Annotated in this window: 13 protein-coding genes, 2 tRNA genes and 1 other RNA gene; 7 read left to right on the top strand and 9 right to left on the bottom strand. The window is 42.3% G+C overall.

Translation table 11 applies throughout. From position 1 onward, the window contains the following. Positions 1 to 51: 51 nt before the first annotated feature. From hemW to lepB (EXM22_RS06580), 3 genes are read right to left on the bottom strand one after another with little or no spacing between them, the layout of a single operon-like run. On the bottom strand, positions 52 to 1,236 hold the full coding sequence (gene hemW / locus EXM22_RS06570) for a radical SAM family heme chaperone HemW (RefSeq protein WP_149485749.1): 1,185 nt from the start codon (positions 1,234 to 1,236) through the stop codon (positions 52 to 54). After that, complete coding sequence (gene lepB, locus EXM22_RS06575) at positions 1,233 to 1,976, bottom strand: signal peptidase I (RefSeq protein ID WP_149485750.1); 744 nt, start codon at positions 1,974 to 1,976, stop codon at positions 1,233 to 1,235. Before lepB (EXM22_RS06575) ends, hemW begins: the two co-directional genes overlap by 4 nt. Then, entirely contained in the window at positions 1,976 to 2,956 is a 981-nt protein-coding gene (lepB, locus tag EXM22_RS06580; protein ID WP_149485751.1) for a signal peptidase I, read from the bottom strand. The genes lepB (EXM22_RS06575) and lepB (EXM22_RS06580) overlap by 1 nt, the downstream gene beginning before the upstream one ends. Positions 2,957 to 3,044: 88 nt before the next feature. On the opposite strand from lepB (EXM22_RS06580), the gene EXM22_RS06585 reads away from it, so the two are divergent. From EXM22_RS06585 to ssrA, 3 genes are all read left to right on the top strand, one after another. Then, positions 3,045 to 4,568: an SUMF1/EgtB/PvdO family nonheme iron enzyme gene (locus EXM22_RS06585; RefSeq protein WP_149485752.1), complete on the top strand. Its 1,524-nt coding sequence runs from the start codon at positions 3,045 to 3,047 to the stop codon at positions 4,566 to 4,568. Positions 4,569 to 4,573: 5 nt separating this feature from the next. After that, positions 4,574 to 5,041: an SsrA-binding protein SmpB gene (gene smpB / locus EXM22_RS06590; RefSeq protein WP_149485753.1), complete on the top strand. Its 468-nt coding sequence runs from the start codon at positions 4,574 to 4,576 to the stop codon at positions 5,039 to 5,041. A 76-nt stretch (positions 5,042 to 5,117) separates the two neighbouring features. After that, positions 5,118 to 5,501, top strand: a transfer-messenger RNA (tmRNA) gene (gene ssrA, locus EXM22_RS06595). A 102-nt stretch (positions 5,502 to 5,603) separates the two neighbouring features. On the opposite strand, the gene mgrA is transcribed toward ssrA, so the two are convergent. Both mgrA and EXM22_RS06605 read right to left on the bottom strand, forming a co-directional pair. Further along, positions 5,604 to 6,632, bottom strand: a complete 1,029-nt coding sequence (gene mgrA / locus EXM22_RS06600) for an L-glyceraldehyde 3-phosphate reductase (RefSeq protein WP_149485754.1) — start codon at positions 6,630 to 6,632, stop codon at positions 5,604 to 5,606. A 194-nt stretch (positions 6,633 to 6,826) separates the two neighbouring features. After that, positions 6,827 to 7,204: a MerR family transcriptional regulator gene (locus EXM22_RS06605; protein ID WP_149485755.1), complete on the bottom strand. Its 378-nt coding sequence runs from the start codon at positions 7,202 to 7,204 to the stop codon at positions 6,827 to 6,829. Between the two features lie 98 nt (positions 7,205 to 7,302). On the opposite strand from EXM22_RS06605, the gene EXM22_RS06610 reads away from it, so the two are divergent. Continuing rightward, positions 7,303 to 8,466 carry an iron-containing alcohol dehydrogenase gene (locus EXM22_RS06610; RefSeq protein WP_149485756.1) on the top strand — a complete coding sequence of 388 codons (1,164 nt, stop codon included), beginning with the start codon at positions 7,303 to 7,305 and terminating at the stop codon, positions 8,464 to 8,466. A gap of 77 nt (positions 8,467 to 8,543) precedes the next feature. On the opposite strand, the gene guaA is transcribed toward EXM22_RS06610, so the two are convergent. The 4 genes from guaA to EXM22_RS06630 are packed head-to-tail and all read right to left on the bottom strand — an operon-like array spanning position 8,544 to position 14,211. Next, a complete protein-coding gene (gene guaA / locus EXM22_RS06615; protein ID WP_149485757.1) occupies positions 8,544 to 10,097 on the bottom strand; it encodes a glutamine-hydrolyzing GMP synthase in 1,554 nt (517 codons plus the stop codon). Then, positions 10,082 to 11,311 carry an adenylosuccinate synthase gene (purA, locus tag EXM22_RS06620; protein ID WP_149485758.1) on the bottom strand — a complete coding sequence of 410 codons (1,230 nt, stop codon included), beginning with the start codon at positions 11,309 to 11,311 and terminating at the stop codon, positions 10,082 to 10,084. The genes guaA and purA overlap by 16 nt, the downstream gene beginning before the upstream one ends. 30 nt (positions 11,312 to 11,341) lie before the next feature. Continuing rightward, a complete protein-coding gene (guaB, locus tag EXM22_RS06625) occupies positions 11,342 to 12,781 on the bottom strand; it encodes an IMP dehydrogenase (RefSeq protein WP_149485759.1) in 1,440 nt (479 codons plus the stop codon). After that, a complete protein-coding gene (locus tag EXM22_RS06630) occupies positions 12,778 to 14,211 on the bottom strand; it encodes a lyase family protein (RefSeq protein WP_149485760.1) in 1,434 nt (477 codons plus the stop codon). Before EXM22_RS06630 ends, guaB begins: the two co-directional genes overlap by 4 nt. Positions 14,212 to 14,382: 171 nt before the next feature. Here EXM22_RS06630 and EXM22_RS06635 point away from each other — a divergent pair. The 3 genes from EXM22_RS06635 (at position 14,383) to EXM22_RS06645 (ending at position 15,428) form a co-directional block, all read left to right on the top strand. Next, positions 14,383 to 14,454 (top strand) — tRNA-Gly (locus EXM22_RS06635). Positions 14,455 to 14,505: 51 nt separating this feature from the next. Further along, positions 14,506 to 14,577 (top strand) — tRNA-Gly (locus EXM22_RS06640). A gap of 215 nt (positions 14,578 to 14,792) precedes the next feature. Continuing rightward, positions 14,793 to 15,428, top strand: a complete 636-nt coding sequence (locus tag EXM22_RS06645) for a deoxynucleoside kinase (protein WP_149485761.1) — start codon at positions 14,793 to 14,795, stop codon at positions 15,426 to 15,428. The last annotated feature ends 43 nt before the right edge of the window (positions 15,429 to 15,471 follow it).

Genomic DNA, 15,471 nt, shown 5'->3' on the forward strand with positions numbered 1-15,471 from the left:
ATCCAGTAAAAAATAACACAATGAAAATTAGGCTGTCAAGAATCAGCAAGCCTATTCAGATGGCCAGTTCAGAGTAAAAGCACACTTTTGTTTGTCCAGTTCTTCAAAGATAGAAATCAAAATGGAATTGAGCAGATTCATTCCACGCCTGCTGGGGCGCAAGGAAAAACCATCATAGATTAAACAATCAGCCTCTACCCATCTCTTTATAGAATGGGGGAAAAGTTCAGTGATTTCCCATCCAAAAATATTTTTTATCTGCTGTGATGAAACTCCCTCGGAGAGACGGAGTCCCATAAGCAGAGTGTCTTTCAGACAATCCAGAACCTCAATTGTTTCACTTTCCTCATATGAAAAATGGCCTTGAGAATATCCTTGGGCATCAGCCTTTGTTCTGAAACGCTTGATTTTCCCATCTGAATTTTTAAGCATGGAGACAGCCGAGGGTCCAGATCCTAGATAGGGTTCCAGTTTCCAATAACTGCTGTTATGAATACTCTTCTTTCCCTTACGGCAAAAATTGGAAATTTCATAGCGGTCATACCCTTCTCCCTCAAGGATTTTACACCCAGTTTCCCAGGCCAAATCATTATCTTCTTCAAGAAGACCATTTCGACGGGACCATTGATCCTTCAAAACTGTCCCATTTTCAAGTATCAGGCTATACCAGGAAATGTGATCGGGATGCCAGTTCACTGCTTCTTTTAGATCCTGAATTTGATCTTGTTGAGTCATGCCAGGAAGTCCTTGAATAAGATCAATATTCAAATCAAAACATGAAGCATCATGAAGCTGTGTCAAAGCGTTGAGGATCAAACTCCGACTGCTTTGCCTTCCGGCCTTTTTAAGGAAAGCATCCTGAAAGGACTGAACCCCTAAACTGATCCTGGTGATCCCCATGGATTTCCATGCATCAATTCTATCTCGAGTCACATTGGATGGATTACACTCAAGAGTGACTTCACCGGGCAGAACTCCCTTATTCAGTTTTCTCACCTGGGCGAGAAGAAGGGATAATCCCTTAATGCTGACTAATCCGGGAGTACCGCCTCCCAGATATAGAGTCTTAAAACTATCAACATTATAATCGCTTGTAAGTGAATAAATTTGCAGAGGAATCTGCTCTAAAAGCGCATCTTGAATAGAAGAATTGCAGACTGAATAAAAATCACAATAGTCGCACTTTCTTTTACAGAAGGGAATGTGAATGTATAAAGCAGTCTGATAAGGCTTCATAAAAAGGAAAAACCAGAAAGTGGCCAGTATCTGAAAAAGACTTTTCCAATGATTCGGTCTTCTTTCAAGGGGCCCCAAAAAAAGGAATCACTGCCTGAACCTCTATTGTCACTGAGAACCCAATATTCTCCATCTGACAACTCATATTCCTGAATACTTCCATCCAGAGGATATCCTGTTTTCCAGCCCTCTGGTGCTTGAATCGTATTCACCTTATATTTGACCTTTAAAACCTCTTCTTCGGGTGAGAAATATTTTTCACCCGGTATTTTCAGATAGACTTTTTGATCTACGGTCCTTATGGTATCCCCTGGCAGAGCAATGACCCTTTTAACCATCTTATCCGTCTCCCAATTGTAACGAGAATAGGAACTCAATTGAAATTTCTGGAAGGAGAAAAATCTGATCACGGGATTGATAATTTCAATGATCCTTTGATTTTTCCGATAGTAAGGCGGAGAAATAACAAGTAGGTCCCCCCTGGATATATCAGAATTGGCCTTGATCAGAACCCGGCTTTGAGTATCAACGAGGAATCGAGAATAAAGGATGCGGTCTCCCTCGAATAAAAGAGGTTCCATAGAAGAGGAGACGACTTTTAAAGGAGTTGAAACAGAATTGCTGAAAAAAAGGTAGAGAGAAAAGAAAACCACGAGAGAAATGGCCCTTCTCACCCTTTTTGCCGCAATCGCCTTCCGTTCTTTATAGGAGACAGCCTTTCGGGATGAACTGGACAACACTACCGAATAATCCCGGCTCTACCGGCCGGCCAATACTTAAACATGGCACGTCCCAGTACTTTATTCTTAGGAATAGATCCAAAATAGCGGCCATCATTTGAATTATCCCTGTTATCTCCCATAGGAAGAACCCAGCCCGGCGGCACGTAATACCCCGTAACCATTGACTTTCTCCAACGGGCAGAAGCAGCAGTATTATACGGTTGTATTTCAAATTTCTTTTTTTGTCTCCATAAATCCATTTCCAGGGGATCTTTATAATCTATCTGATCTATTTTTGACGCCATATTTCGAAGACTGGCGGGTATAACCAGTCCTTCTTCCTGTAGAGTATAGGCTTCTCCATAGGCTTTGAATACAGGGTATTCAGACGGGTCAATCATCCTCTTGTTACCATAGGATAAACCGGAAATTTTCTTAAAATCTTCTTCATCGAGAAAATGACTCTCCCCCATTGCCTTAATTTGAAGATTCCCCTGGTACTGACGGTAAATATCACCATCCTGGGCTATCTGTCTTTTAATTAGAAAATGAGCTTTAGGGTTGCCGTTTTCATCCTTGTCAATGTCCACCATAGACAGGGTAAGCATATATATGACCCTTTGCATAATATCAAAGACGGGTCCTCTGGAGAGATAAACAGGATTTTCAAAAATAATGACTTCCCCTCTTTGAGGAATTTTGAATCCAGGAACTTTCGCCATTCCAGGCAACAGCTCAGGCCCATATAGAAGTTTATTGACGAAGATACGATCTTTAATGAGAAGTGTATCCTTCATTGAACCTGAAGGAATCTGATAGGCCTGAAAGAGGTACTGATTGATCAGTAAAACAACCATGGCGGCCCAAAGAAAGGCTTCGATCCAATCGAGAATAGGATTCTTTGCCTGCTGCTTTTTCTTTTTCTTATAGATTCTGATTTTTCTATTCGTAAGGATTTTCTCTGTGAATCCCACAAGTTTTATTGAGAATGAATTCATACGTTTTCCTTAAGAGGAAGTTTAAACTGAAAATTACCACAGAAGCCTCTGCGTTGACAAGTCACTACAGTCTTCCTATAATCCTGCTATGAAGAGAATTGAGCTGTCAGAGGACGAACTGAAGGAACAGAAAGTTAGCCTAAAACCAATATTTGGAATCCAACCGGTATCGTATATTAAATATGTGTACCTTAGTCTTGGATTATTGGCGTTATTTCTGATTTTTTTCATGCCTGGACTCATAAAAAATGGTACATATTATCGCTTTTCCTCCACCCCTCAAGGGGCATCGGTTTATGTGGATGATATACGATTAGGAGCCACTCCTGGTCTATATTTCGTTCCCAGAGGCGAGAGAAAAATTGTCATAAAAACCCCTTATCACGAACTGTTTTCACAAGATGTAAATGTAAAAGGACGTGTATGGGGAACTCTCTTCCTCAAAAGAAAGAAAGATTTCAGGGCTGATTTGAATTTCAACCTGACAAGAGAAGCGTTGAACCTAGAACATGAAAATACGGCATCCTGGTTTCAGTCAGACGAGGGTTACAGCTCTCATCCGGTTCCTCCTCTCATGACATCTCTCATAAAAGGATATTATAGAAGCCCACAAAACAGCTCGGAGATCTCTGAATCCGATCTGCTCAACTATCATAGTTCACTTCTTCGCTCAGCCTACCGTTCTCAAGCCTATAAGGAATGGTTGGAAAGTGCAGTTCTTTTATCAACAAAGGGAAAGGTTCTAAACCCTAAGAGCTATTTACAAGTGATTCAGGCAGGAATTGATTTTCTCAAAGAAAATCCTGGAAGCCAAGATATATTCAAAGAGTTCTATCCCCTCGATTCTATAGACCTTCCGGCACAGCAAAAAACACAGAGTCCATTGACGATCGAGGCAAAGTCATTAGTCTACCAACCTCTTCCAGAAGATCCATTGAAGTTCAGATCGGTTGGTACTTTAAACATTGAGACTCTGGACTACGATGTTTATGTCGCAGACAGGGAGATAACAAAGGGCTGGTATTCCCTGTTCCTCGATGACCACCCAGAATGGTCTCTATCGGCACTTCAAACCCTGATTGACAAGGATCTTGTAAACGAAAACTATCTAGAAGACTGGGATGGCTCAGTCGATATGCATGGTTCCAGAGAACCTCTCAGATATGTATCTTATCCTGCTTCCCAGGCCTTCTGTTCATGGCTACAGGATAGTTTCTTCAATACTGATGAAATGATTGTGAGATTGCCTAGTGAGTGGGAATGGGAAATCATTGCAAAAGCCAATGGCCTGGAGAATGGTGATCGTCCCTCTCAGAAAAACTTGGGTCCTTTAGAGGCTGGTTCTTTCCACTCTGGAAAACTAGAGCTTTATGATATGGATGGAAATCTTTGGGAATGGTGTGAAAACGGATTTGGCATGAACGATTCTTTTCTCTATAATACTCAATCAGCTAACACTAAGAGTGAATTTATGTTTCCCGATTTTGCTGTCCGCGGTGGTAGCTGGGCCAATAATCCCGGTCAGGTAGAATTGGAGACAAGAGGATCACAACCAGCCTCATGGTGTACAGCCTATGTTGGTTTTCGTCCCTTGCTGCTTGTTAAAAGGTAAAATAAATGTCAAAGAAAAAGAAAACCCCATCCAATGTGCTGGGAGAGAATAGAAAAGCACGCCATAACTATACGATTTCAGAAAGCATCGAGTGTGGCATTGTCCTGAAGGGCACAGAAGTTAAATCTATAAAAATTGGTAAATTCTCCTTTCCTGATTCATTTTGTGAAATCAGCAATGGCGAGCTTTATATTAAAAACCTTCAGATAACACCCTATGACTTTGGAAACATCAATAACCATCATGTGGATGGCGTTAGAAAATTACTGGCCCATAAAATGGAAATCAACAAACTTGAGCGTAAAATCGTTGAAAAAGGATTTACGCTGATCCCACTCAAATTTTATCTGAAGAATGGCAGAGTCAAGGTGGATGTTGGTGTTTGTAAGGGTAAAAAAATGTATGATAAGCGTGCTACCATCAAAGAGAAAGATATAAAACGAGATACAGAGAGAGTCTTCCGGATAAAATAAAGAGTCATTCAGACCAGGTAAATCCATATTGACTCAGTGGACGAATCTCATTATGATGACTTCACACTAGATTCACGGGGGTGTCAAGGTTTCGACTGTTGGATACCGTTTGTCGGGTTGCAGGTGGAGCGTTATCTCCTTAAACTGTCAAAATTTTTAAGTGCCAAAAAAGAAGACGTTGTTGTCGTTTCTTTCGACAACACAGCACTTACACTCGCAGCTTAATATAAGTTAGCGACGGGCACCTTAGGCGCCGTTCTGAGCTTGAGACTGTCCGCCAGAAATCAGGACTTTACCTTTTCTTCCGTCCGGGGAGGGAGAGGGACAATTTTCCGGAAGTAGGATTTTGCAGGGTTGTTTTCTCCTCTCGTAAAATCCGAATCACCAAGTAGAGACTAAACCTGTAGAGGCCTTGCTTGCGCCCAATAGGACGCGGGTTCGATTCCCGCCACCTCCATTAAAAAGAGATTGTTCAGCTCACGGAACAATCTCTTTTTTATTTGTAAAGAGATACCGCAGTAGCAAAATCAGACGGAGATCCTCTTTACTATGGATGAAAAACTTATTTGAATTTACTGGATTGCGCCCATAGGTTAACACCACCATCAACAGCATATGAATCTATCGATTTCAACTCTTCTTCTGTAAAGTCAATGTTATCAAAAGCCTTAATGTTCTCAACAATCTGTTCTGACCTACTGGCACCGATCAACACGCTTGTAACGGCGGGTTGCCTGGCAATCCATGCAAGAGCCATCTGTGCAAGACTCTGACCTCTGTTTTGCGCCAGTGCATTGAGCTTTTTAATGTGTTCCAGATTAGCTTCATTTAAGAATGTATCCTTCTTAAAACTTTCAGCTTTTAAGGCCCGTGAATCCGCCGGAACACCATTGAGGTATTTATCAGTCAAAAGTCCCTGAGCCAGTGGTGTAAATGGTATACAACCAATCCCTTCAGAAAGGAGTGTATCCAAAAGTTTTTCTTCAACCCATCTGTTTAACATTGAATAGGAAGGCTGATGGATTAGAACCGGAACTCCCATGCCTTTAAGAATACGAGAAGCTTCTAGAGTCTTTTCAGCTGAATAAGATGAGATTCCCGCATAAAGGGCCTTCCCCTGTTTCACAGCGCTTGCCAAAGCACCCATTGTTTCCTCAAGGGGGGTGTCGGGATCAAATCTATGAGAATAAAAGATATCTACATAATCTAGACCCATTCGTTTCAAACTCTGATCAAGACTGGTCAAAAGATATTTTCTAGACCCCCATTCTCCATAGGGCCCCGGCCACATTAAATATCCGGCCTTTGTAGAAATAACCAATTCATCACGATAGGAAGCTAAATCACTCTTCAGAATTTTCCCAAAGTTTTCTTCTGCAGATCCGGCGGGAGGACCATAATTATTTGCCAGATCAAAATGGGTAATGCCATGGTCAAATGCAGTGAAAAGAAGATCCTTTGCCTTTTCTAAGGGTGTATCAAATCCAAAATTATGCCAAAGACCGAGGGAGATAATGGGTAGTTTTAATCCACTTTTACCGCATTTTCTGTAAATCATGTCATCATACCGTTTACTGTCAGCTACATACATAAAATCCACTCCTATCCTTTCATTATATATATTTCATTATATACAATATTAATAAAGATTTGTTTTCTCTCTTGAATAAATCACTCGAAAACCTTTTATTCCTCAATCAACTTGAACAATGCTGAATTGTAATCGTTTTAGATTATAAACTATCAGTCGCTGAGTCCTTTAATCCTGAACAAGAAAAATTCATTTTAAAGTGAGTCATAATATTCAATCTTATGATTGATTCTTTTCAGAGCAAGGTGAAGGGTGTCCAGTTCACCGAGGATCTTTTCCTTTTGTGAGAGGAGCAGAACTTTTCTCTGCAGAACAGTAGAATCACCTCTTTCCTGTAGTTCTCGGTATGTTTTTATCTCTTTCAGAGGCATACCTGTTGATCGGAGACAAAGCACAAATTGCAACCAATCCAGGTCATGCTGAGAGTACTGCCTGTGCCCATTCGGCAGCCTTGAAATTCCGGGAAGTATACCAATCTTTTCATAATAGCGGAGAGTATCCTCGGACAATCCGGATAACTCTTTCATTTCTTTAAGTGAATAAACCCGGGAGTTCGTTTTTGTTGTTGTCATATCCATATTGTAGAAAAGGACTTTAAAAAAAACAAGCAAAACTATTGACCTAGAGTGAACTCGAGGTTTTAAAATGAACAAATGTAAAGGAGTACAAGATGAAGAATTTTAACTACTACATCCCTACCCGGATATTCTTCGGTCCAGGATCAATTAAAGAGTTAAGTCAGACAAAACTTCCAGGAAACAAAGCCTTGATTGTGATTTCGGCCGGCCAATCAATGAAAAAATTCGGTTACCTGCAACGGGTCCAAGACCTCCTCAAAACCAACAACTGTGAATCAGTTGTATTTGATAAGATCCTTCCCAACCCCGTAAAATCCCATGTCATGGAAGGAGCAGATCTCGCGAGAAGAGAAAACTGTGATTTTATTGTGGGCCTGGGGGGCGGCAGCAGCATTGATACTGCAAAAAGCATAGCGCTGATGGTAAAAAATCCTGGAGACTACTGGGATTACATCCATGGCGGAAGTGGTCAGGGTAAATTATACAAAGAAGCGGTACTTCCTGTTGTCGCCATAACGACAACCGCCGGAACTGGAACCGAGGCAGATCCCTGGACAGTTATCACCAATGAAGAAAAGCAGGAAAAAATAGGATTTGGTGGAGATGATTTCTTTCCTGTCTTCTCAATTGTAGATCCGGAATTGATGCTGTCAATTCCTCCTGAATTGACAGCCTTCCAGGGTTTTGATGCATTCTTCCATGCTGCAGAAGGCTATATCGCAAAAATCGCGACACCTATCAGTGATGCCTATGCGCTTCAAAGCATGGCTCTCATAGCGGAATACCTTCCCAAAGCCATCAAAAATGGAAAAGATCTGGAAGCAAGGACTCAAATTGCTTTAGCGAACACCCTCTCCGGTATGGTGGAATCCACATCCTCCTGCACCTCAGAACACTCCATGGAACATGCCTTGAGTGCCTATCATCCATCACTGCCTCATGGGGCCGGCCTGATCATGCTTTCCGAATCCTATTTCAGGCATTTTTCATCGGTTTGTCCAGAGCGACTGATAAAAATGGCAAAGACTATGGGAAAAGAGGGAGAGACTGCTGATGATTTTATTTCAGCCTTACTGAAACTGCAAAATGACTGCGGCGTGGCGGGATTGAAGATGTCTGATTACGGTATTCAAAAAAGTGAGATTCATAAAATTGCCGAAAACGCTCACCACACTATGGGCGGCCTCTATGACATGGACAGACAAACTCTCTCACATCAGGATACCGTTGATATTATAACAGCAGCTTTCAAATAAGAGAGCCTAGATCTTAGATTTCCCGTTAAATTAAAAAAGCTGTGAATCCAGGGATTCACAGCTTTTCTTTTATAGAACTATTCCCACTCTATAGTTGCAGGGGGTTTGGATGAAATATCATAAACAACACGCCCGATTTCCGGTACTTCATTTGTTATTTTTGATGAAATTTCAAGCAAATCTTTTGTTGGAAAATCATACACATCAGCGGTCATTCCATCATGAGACACAACGGCTCTGAGGGCTAAGACAAATCCATACTCCCTGGCATCACCAGTGACACCCACGGAGCGTACAGGTAGGAGGACAGAAAATGCCTGCCAGATCTTATCATAGAGATCTCGTTTCTTAAGCTCTGAAATATAGATATAGTCGGCATCACGCAGAATCCGGCATTTTTCCTCAGAAACATCTCCAATGATCCTGATTCCAAGCCCGGGACCTGGAAATGGATGTCTGAATACAATATCCTTAGAAATACCGAGTTTAACACCCAGTTTGCGGACCTCATCTTTGTACAGCATATCCAATGGTTCTACGATACGTCCGGCCTGACGTTTAGCCTCGACCAGTGGTGAGCCCACATTGTGATGAGACTTGATAACATTGGCTTTATTCCCAACACCTTTACCAGATTCTATCAGGTCGGTGTATAAGGTTCCCTGTGCCAGAAAGTATTCCCCGGAAATATGCTTTTCAATCTCTTCTTCCTGCACATGAATAAAACGGTCTCCAATGATCTTCCTCTTCTTTTCAGGATCATCCACGCCTTTTAGAGGCTCAAGGAAGCGGTCTCTTGCATCTATAAGATGAAGGTGTGTGGCACCCAGTTTTTTAAGATTAATGGCAACCTCTTCGGATTCACCCTTTCTCATCATACCCGTATCAATGTACATCAAATACACCTGATTGGGATCCAGGATTTTCAGAAGGAGTCCACCTGCAACAGTGGAATCAACTCCACCCGAAATCAGGAGTAAAACTTTTTCATTTCCGACCTGTTCTCTCACTCTTTCGGAAATTTGTTCCATAAAAAGATCAAGAGTCCAATCTTTTGCCGCACCACAGATCCGGCAGCAGAAATTTTCAAGGATTTGATTTCCAAAATCACAATGGCTTACTTCAGGATGGAATTGAATTCCATAAAACTGTTTCTCTTTATGAACACCAACCGCAGGCAGTTTGTTTTCACTTTCTCCGATCATGGAAAAACCAGCTGCCATCTTATCCAAACTGTCACCATGACTCATCCAGGAAAGAAAATTATCAGGAACACCCTTCATTAAATCAGATTCTTCCAGAAAATGGATCTTTGATCGTCCGTATTCCTTGGTCTCTAGAGGGCGTACTTCTCCGCCAAAATGGTAGGTCATCCTCTGAAATCCATAACAAATTCCCAGAAGTGGCAATCCCAGATCAAAAACTACCGGATCTGGAGAAGGGGCTCCCTCTTCATATACCGAGTAAGGCGAACCTGAAAGGATAATCCCTTTGACCTCTGGTGTTACGATTTCTTTTGTAAGCTCAATATCACCGGGAAGGATTTCAGAAAAGACTCCGAAATCCCTGATTCTTCTGCCAATCAGCTGACAAGTCTGTCCTCCAAAATCAAGGATCAGGATTTTGTCCATGCCGGCTCCTTCATAAAAGTTTCATCCCTAAGGGGACCAACCGAGTATCCAGCAACAGGAACACCTGTATAGTCTTCAATAAAGGCAATGACCTCTTTTGCTCCTGCGGGGATCTCATCCCAATTCCTGGCATCTCCCACTTTCCCCTTCCATCCGGGAAAATCTTTCAATACGGGTTTAACTTTTTCCATATCCGTAGTGAGGGAAGGAAAATCTGTCACTGTTTTACCGTCGATTTCATAGGCCGTACAGAATGTGACAGTTTCAAATCCATCATAAAGATTCAAATGAGACAGGATAAAACCATCTAAACCGTTTACCCAACCGGCATACTTCAATGCCACAAGATCAAGGTATCCGATCCGTCTGGAACGACCAGTTGTGACTCCGTACTCATGTCCTAATTCTCTAAGAGTATTTCCAAGTTTAAGGTCATCCCCTTCCAGCATTTCTGTGGGCATGGGACCGTTACCGACTCTAGTCTGATAAGCCTTGAAAACCCCCAGAACTTTGTCAATATGGCGAAAACCGATAGAACCGCCCAATGCGGCACCGGCACTTGTAGAAATTCCTGAGGAAACATAGGGGTATGTTCCATGATCCAGGTCTAAGAGGGCTCCCTGAGCGCCTTCCAGGAGGATTTCTTTATCTTTATTAGCCATCATAAACCCGGCCATATTGATTTTCATATGAGCAAGTTTTTCCTTGAATGGAGTCACCCATTCCCGATCTTCTGCCTTCATATTGTTCCAAACAACATCATCCCAAAGATCTGCAACTCTGATTCCATCCCTATAGGCTTTTCGACCGTAGGCTATTCCAATTCCGCGTCCTGTTGTTCCAATGGGTCTGGGTCGCTGGGGGTCCATGTCTTTATCTTCTTCTTTGTAAGAAGGCAATACGAGGTGAGCTCTGTCAGAGACAAAAACACGACCTTCCCAAGAAACCCCCTGGGACTCAATCTGGGCCAGTTCTTCAAATAAAGATTCTGGATCGATAACCATTCCGTTACCAAGTGCAACAGTCTTACCGGGATAAATAATACCAGCTGGTACCAGATGAAGCTTAAAAACCTTATCCTCGACCTTGATAGTGTGTCCTGCATTGGCTCCTCCCGAGAATCTGACAACAATATCAGCGTCTTCAGCGAGGTAATCCACCATTTTGCCTTTGCCTTCGTCACCCCATTGGGCCCCGATAACAACAAGTTTCATTCGTTCATCCTTAAGTTTTTGTAGCCGTGCCTAATAACGTGAATAGTTGGGAGCTTCCTGAGTAATGTTCACATCATGAGCATGACTCTCCCTCAGACCGGCACTCGAGATCTTAACAAACTTTTTATATGAACGCAATTGCTCTATGGTGCGACATCCACAATATCCCATCCCCTTTTGAAGGCCTGTCACCAACTGGTTAAGGTAGGGTTTCAATTCACCCTTGAAAGGAACACGCCCTTCAATACCCTCTGGAACCGGTTCATCGTCCTTCTTCATCTGGTACCGGTCTCCACTGCCTTCTTTAATGGCACCAATAGATCCCATTCCCCTATACTGTTTAAATATACGACCTTCAAAGATGACCTCTTTTCCAGGGGCTTCTTTGAGTCCGGCAAAAAGATTTCCGACCATAATGCAGCTGGCCCCGGCCGCAATTGCCTTAGTGATGTCACCAGAATACTTTATTCCACCGTCGGCGATCACCGGAATATCAAATTTTTGAGCCACCTCGGCTGATTCATAAACAGCCGAAAGCTGAGGAACACCGATACCGGCAACAATACGGGTGGTACAAATGGATCCTGGACCTACTCCCACTTTGATGGCGTCACTTCCAGCATCAATAAGCCGTCTGGCACCGTCTCCATCGGAGACATTTCCTCCAACAACCAATATATCAAAATTCTTTTTAATACCTTCAATGGCCTGCATAACGCTGAGACTGTTGCCATGGGCCGTATCTAATACTACAAAGTTACACCCTTTTGCTTTCAAGAGAGGGATTCTCTGCATGTAATCATTGGGCGATACGGCGGCTCCCACCACAAGACTTCCCGAATCATCTATGGCAGCCATAGGAAAATTCTTGTGTTTTTCCATATCAGAAACGGTGATCAGCCCAGTTAAATGACCGCCATTGTCTACAACAGGCAGTTTTTCTATCCTGTGTTTATCGAATTTATCCCTGGCCGTCTCCACAGTTGGAGTTCCTCTTTCCAGAATCAAATTGGTTGTCATCACATCTTCGACTTTTTGAGACAGATCGGAACAGAACCTCATATCTCGATTGGTAATGATTCCGCAGAGGATCGTGCCGTCCAGGACAGGGAGACCGGTCACTCCCGTATCTGTCATGATTTTTTCTACATCTGCTACGGTCTGCCCCTTTTGAACAACAACAGGACTGGAGATGATCCAGTTCAAATAACGTTTAACACGCCCAACCTGCTGAGCCTGTTCTTCGGGAGATAGATTTCTATGAATGACCCCAGCCCCCCCTTCAAGAGCCAGAGCGATTGCCATTTGATACTCCGTAACAGTGTCCATCGCAGCGGATATGATCGGAGCGTTCAACCAGATATCCCCAGCCAGCCTGGTTTTCACAGAGGCTTCCCCCGGTAGAAAATCAGCATATGATGGTATAAGCAATACGTCGTCGTAACTGTATTTTTCTTCAACTTGAATCATGACAGGACTCCTTTTATTTCTGTGATCATACTCGAATATTGGGAGCAGAGAGATCTTGTCTTCTCTGCTGTTTTACCTCTGTAGAGTGAGGGATCAGAATAGAAATTCTCCGCATCCAACCCACTGACTTTCTTAAGCTGCACCTTGATCCTTGTCCAACTCTCAGGCTGCTCGGTTTGTAGAACTTCCATAATTGTTTTTCCTGTTTTTTCGCAGGATAAGGTAATATTTCTTACAATTTCGTGGGCTCCATTCACACCCGACATGGCAAGGAGGATATAGGTGGGTTCGGCCAGTACAAAATCACCCTGTACTGTCAGATTCCGGGTCAACTGCGGTTTATTGACAGTCATCCCAGCCATAATTTTTTTCATTCGGGATGTGGCCGCCGCAAATCCAGCAATGAAATCTGCTTGAAATCTGGCCGAAGCAGAATTGGAAAGATCTCTTTGATGTTCTGATATCTGGTCCATGTAAAAAGACATGACACGGGGAGCAAACGCTTTCCAAAGACTCTTCACATGCTCACAATTCCATGGATTCCTCTTTTGGGGCATGGTAGAAGAACCGACCTGTGTAGCAGAGAAGAACTCCCTGACTTCATCTATTTCCGACCGCTGAAGGTGCCGCAGGTCATCCGCCAGATTGGCAATAATTCCAAAGGCGGTGTTGTATTCCAAAAGCAAACGGAGGAGATACTCAGGTTCCACCATCTGTGTGGAATATTCAGAGGGTTTCAAGCCTAAAAACTTCAAATAGATTTTTTCCATTTCCAGAGGATCTGCAGTAATCATGCTGGTGGCATTATATCCACCAACAGCACCTGCCAGCTTTCCTCTCAGATTGGAAGAGAGTCGTTCCATTTCTCTAATGGACTGACCTAACCTTGAAACATACTCAGCCAGAGCGAACCCCAGTGTAACCGGAACAGCGTGCTGACCATGGGTTCTACCGACCTGGGGAGTTTCTGCTTCGGCTTCTGCCATTTTAATCAGCTCCTCCTCCAGTTCAAGGAGTAAGGGCAGAATTGTATTCCGAGTCACATCCCTCATCCTCATGGAGTTAGCCGTATCCAGCATATCCACACTGGTAGCGCCCATATGCACCCAAGGTTTGAGTTTTTCCGGAACTTTTTTATTAATAACATTCACAAGAGCCCTGATATTATGCTGAGTTTTTTCTTCCTCTTTATAAACTTCTTCCGGCGTGATTGTTTTTTCGATGTCGTCCAGAGAATCAATGAGAGACTGATCTCCCAAGTTCTGCAGTTGAATGTGTGTCTTCAAAAGGGCCATTTCGGCCTTAACACAGTAGGCTACTGTAGCTTCTTCGCTCAGAGTATTCGACAGAGCTTCGAACAGCTCTTTATTAGATTGATAGTAACGATGATCAAGTGGTGAGATATTTCTATAAATGCTTCTATTTTCCATACAGAATATTGTCAGAATGGGACTCTAATGTAAAGAGGTCTGACAAGCTCTTTTTGCCTGATTTATCAAGTTTTTTCCATTGTTTTAAAGTCAAAAAAAAAATCTTCAAAAAGTATTGACCCAATAATCCCTTTCCTGATATATTCCTCATGCCTTCAAGGCAAAGTAACTGCGTCTGTGGTATAATGGCTATTACCTCAGCCTTCCAAGCTGATGATGAGGGTTCGATTCCCTCCAGACGCTTACTTTTAAAAAGTGTGATTATTGAACGTAGTATTTAAAAAATTGTGATTTGCGTCTGTGGTATAATGGCTATTACCTCAGCCTTCCAAGCTGATGATGAGGGTTCGATTCCCTCCAGACGCTCTATATAAAAAAGCCGGCTTTAATGGTCGGTTTTTTTATTTATAATTGCATTTTTATTAGACCTTTCCCTCTTTATAGTCAGAAAAACCCCAACAACCATGACGATAGAATCCATCTTTTATTAAAACCCGAGAACTCTCATGATGAAACAGCCTATTTTCCTGTTACAATGACATCGAGATAAAACAGCTAAGAACAGAAAATAGGATATTGAAATGAAACAGTACATTGCCATTGCGGGTAACATCGGAGCAGGAAAATCAACTTTAGTCGAAAAAATCTGCGATGAACTCTCATGGACCCCCTACTACGAACCTGTCACGGAGAATCCGTATCTAAAAGATTTTTATAAAGATATGAACAAGTGGGCATACCATTCACAGCTCTTTTTTCTGAGTGATCGAATGGTTCTTCATAAGGAGTTGCAAGAACAATCCGGTTATGTGGTTCAAGACAGATCCATCTATGAAGATGCAGAAATATTTGCCCGAGATCTCTTTAGACAAAACCTAATTAGCAAGAGAGATTTTGAGACCTATTGGAGAATATATACAATAGCGGTATCACTCCTTCAGCCACCGGATTTGTTGGTATACCTCAAAGCCTCTGTACCGGCATTAGAAAAAAGGATTTCCTTACGGGGAAGAGAATATGAATCCTCAATACCTAAAGCGTACCTAGACCAGTTGAATCATCTTTACAATGAATGGATCAATAATTACAGCCACTCCCCCCAATTAATTTTAAATGTCGATGATTATGACATCCTTAACAATGGTAAAGATCTTTCTCTGGTCATTAAAAAAATTAAGGATCAACTACAAGGTGGACAGAAGGAATTGTTCAATTGAAAGCCCGTCAATAATATTTTTCCCTTTTTTTGGTAAAGTATTT

This window comes from Oceanispirochaeta crateris, assembly GCF_008329965.1.
GTDB classification, from domain to species: Bacteria; Spirochaetota; Spirochaetia; order DSM-2461; family DSM-2461; genus Oceanispirochaeta; species Oceanispirochaeta crateris.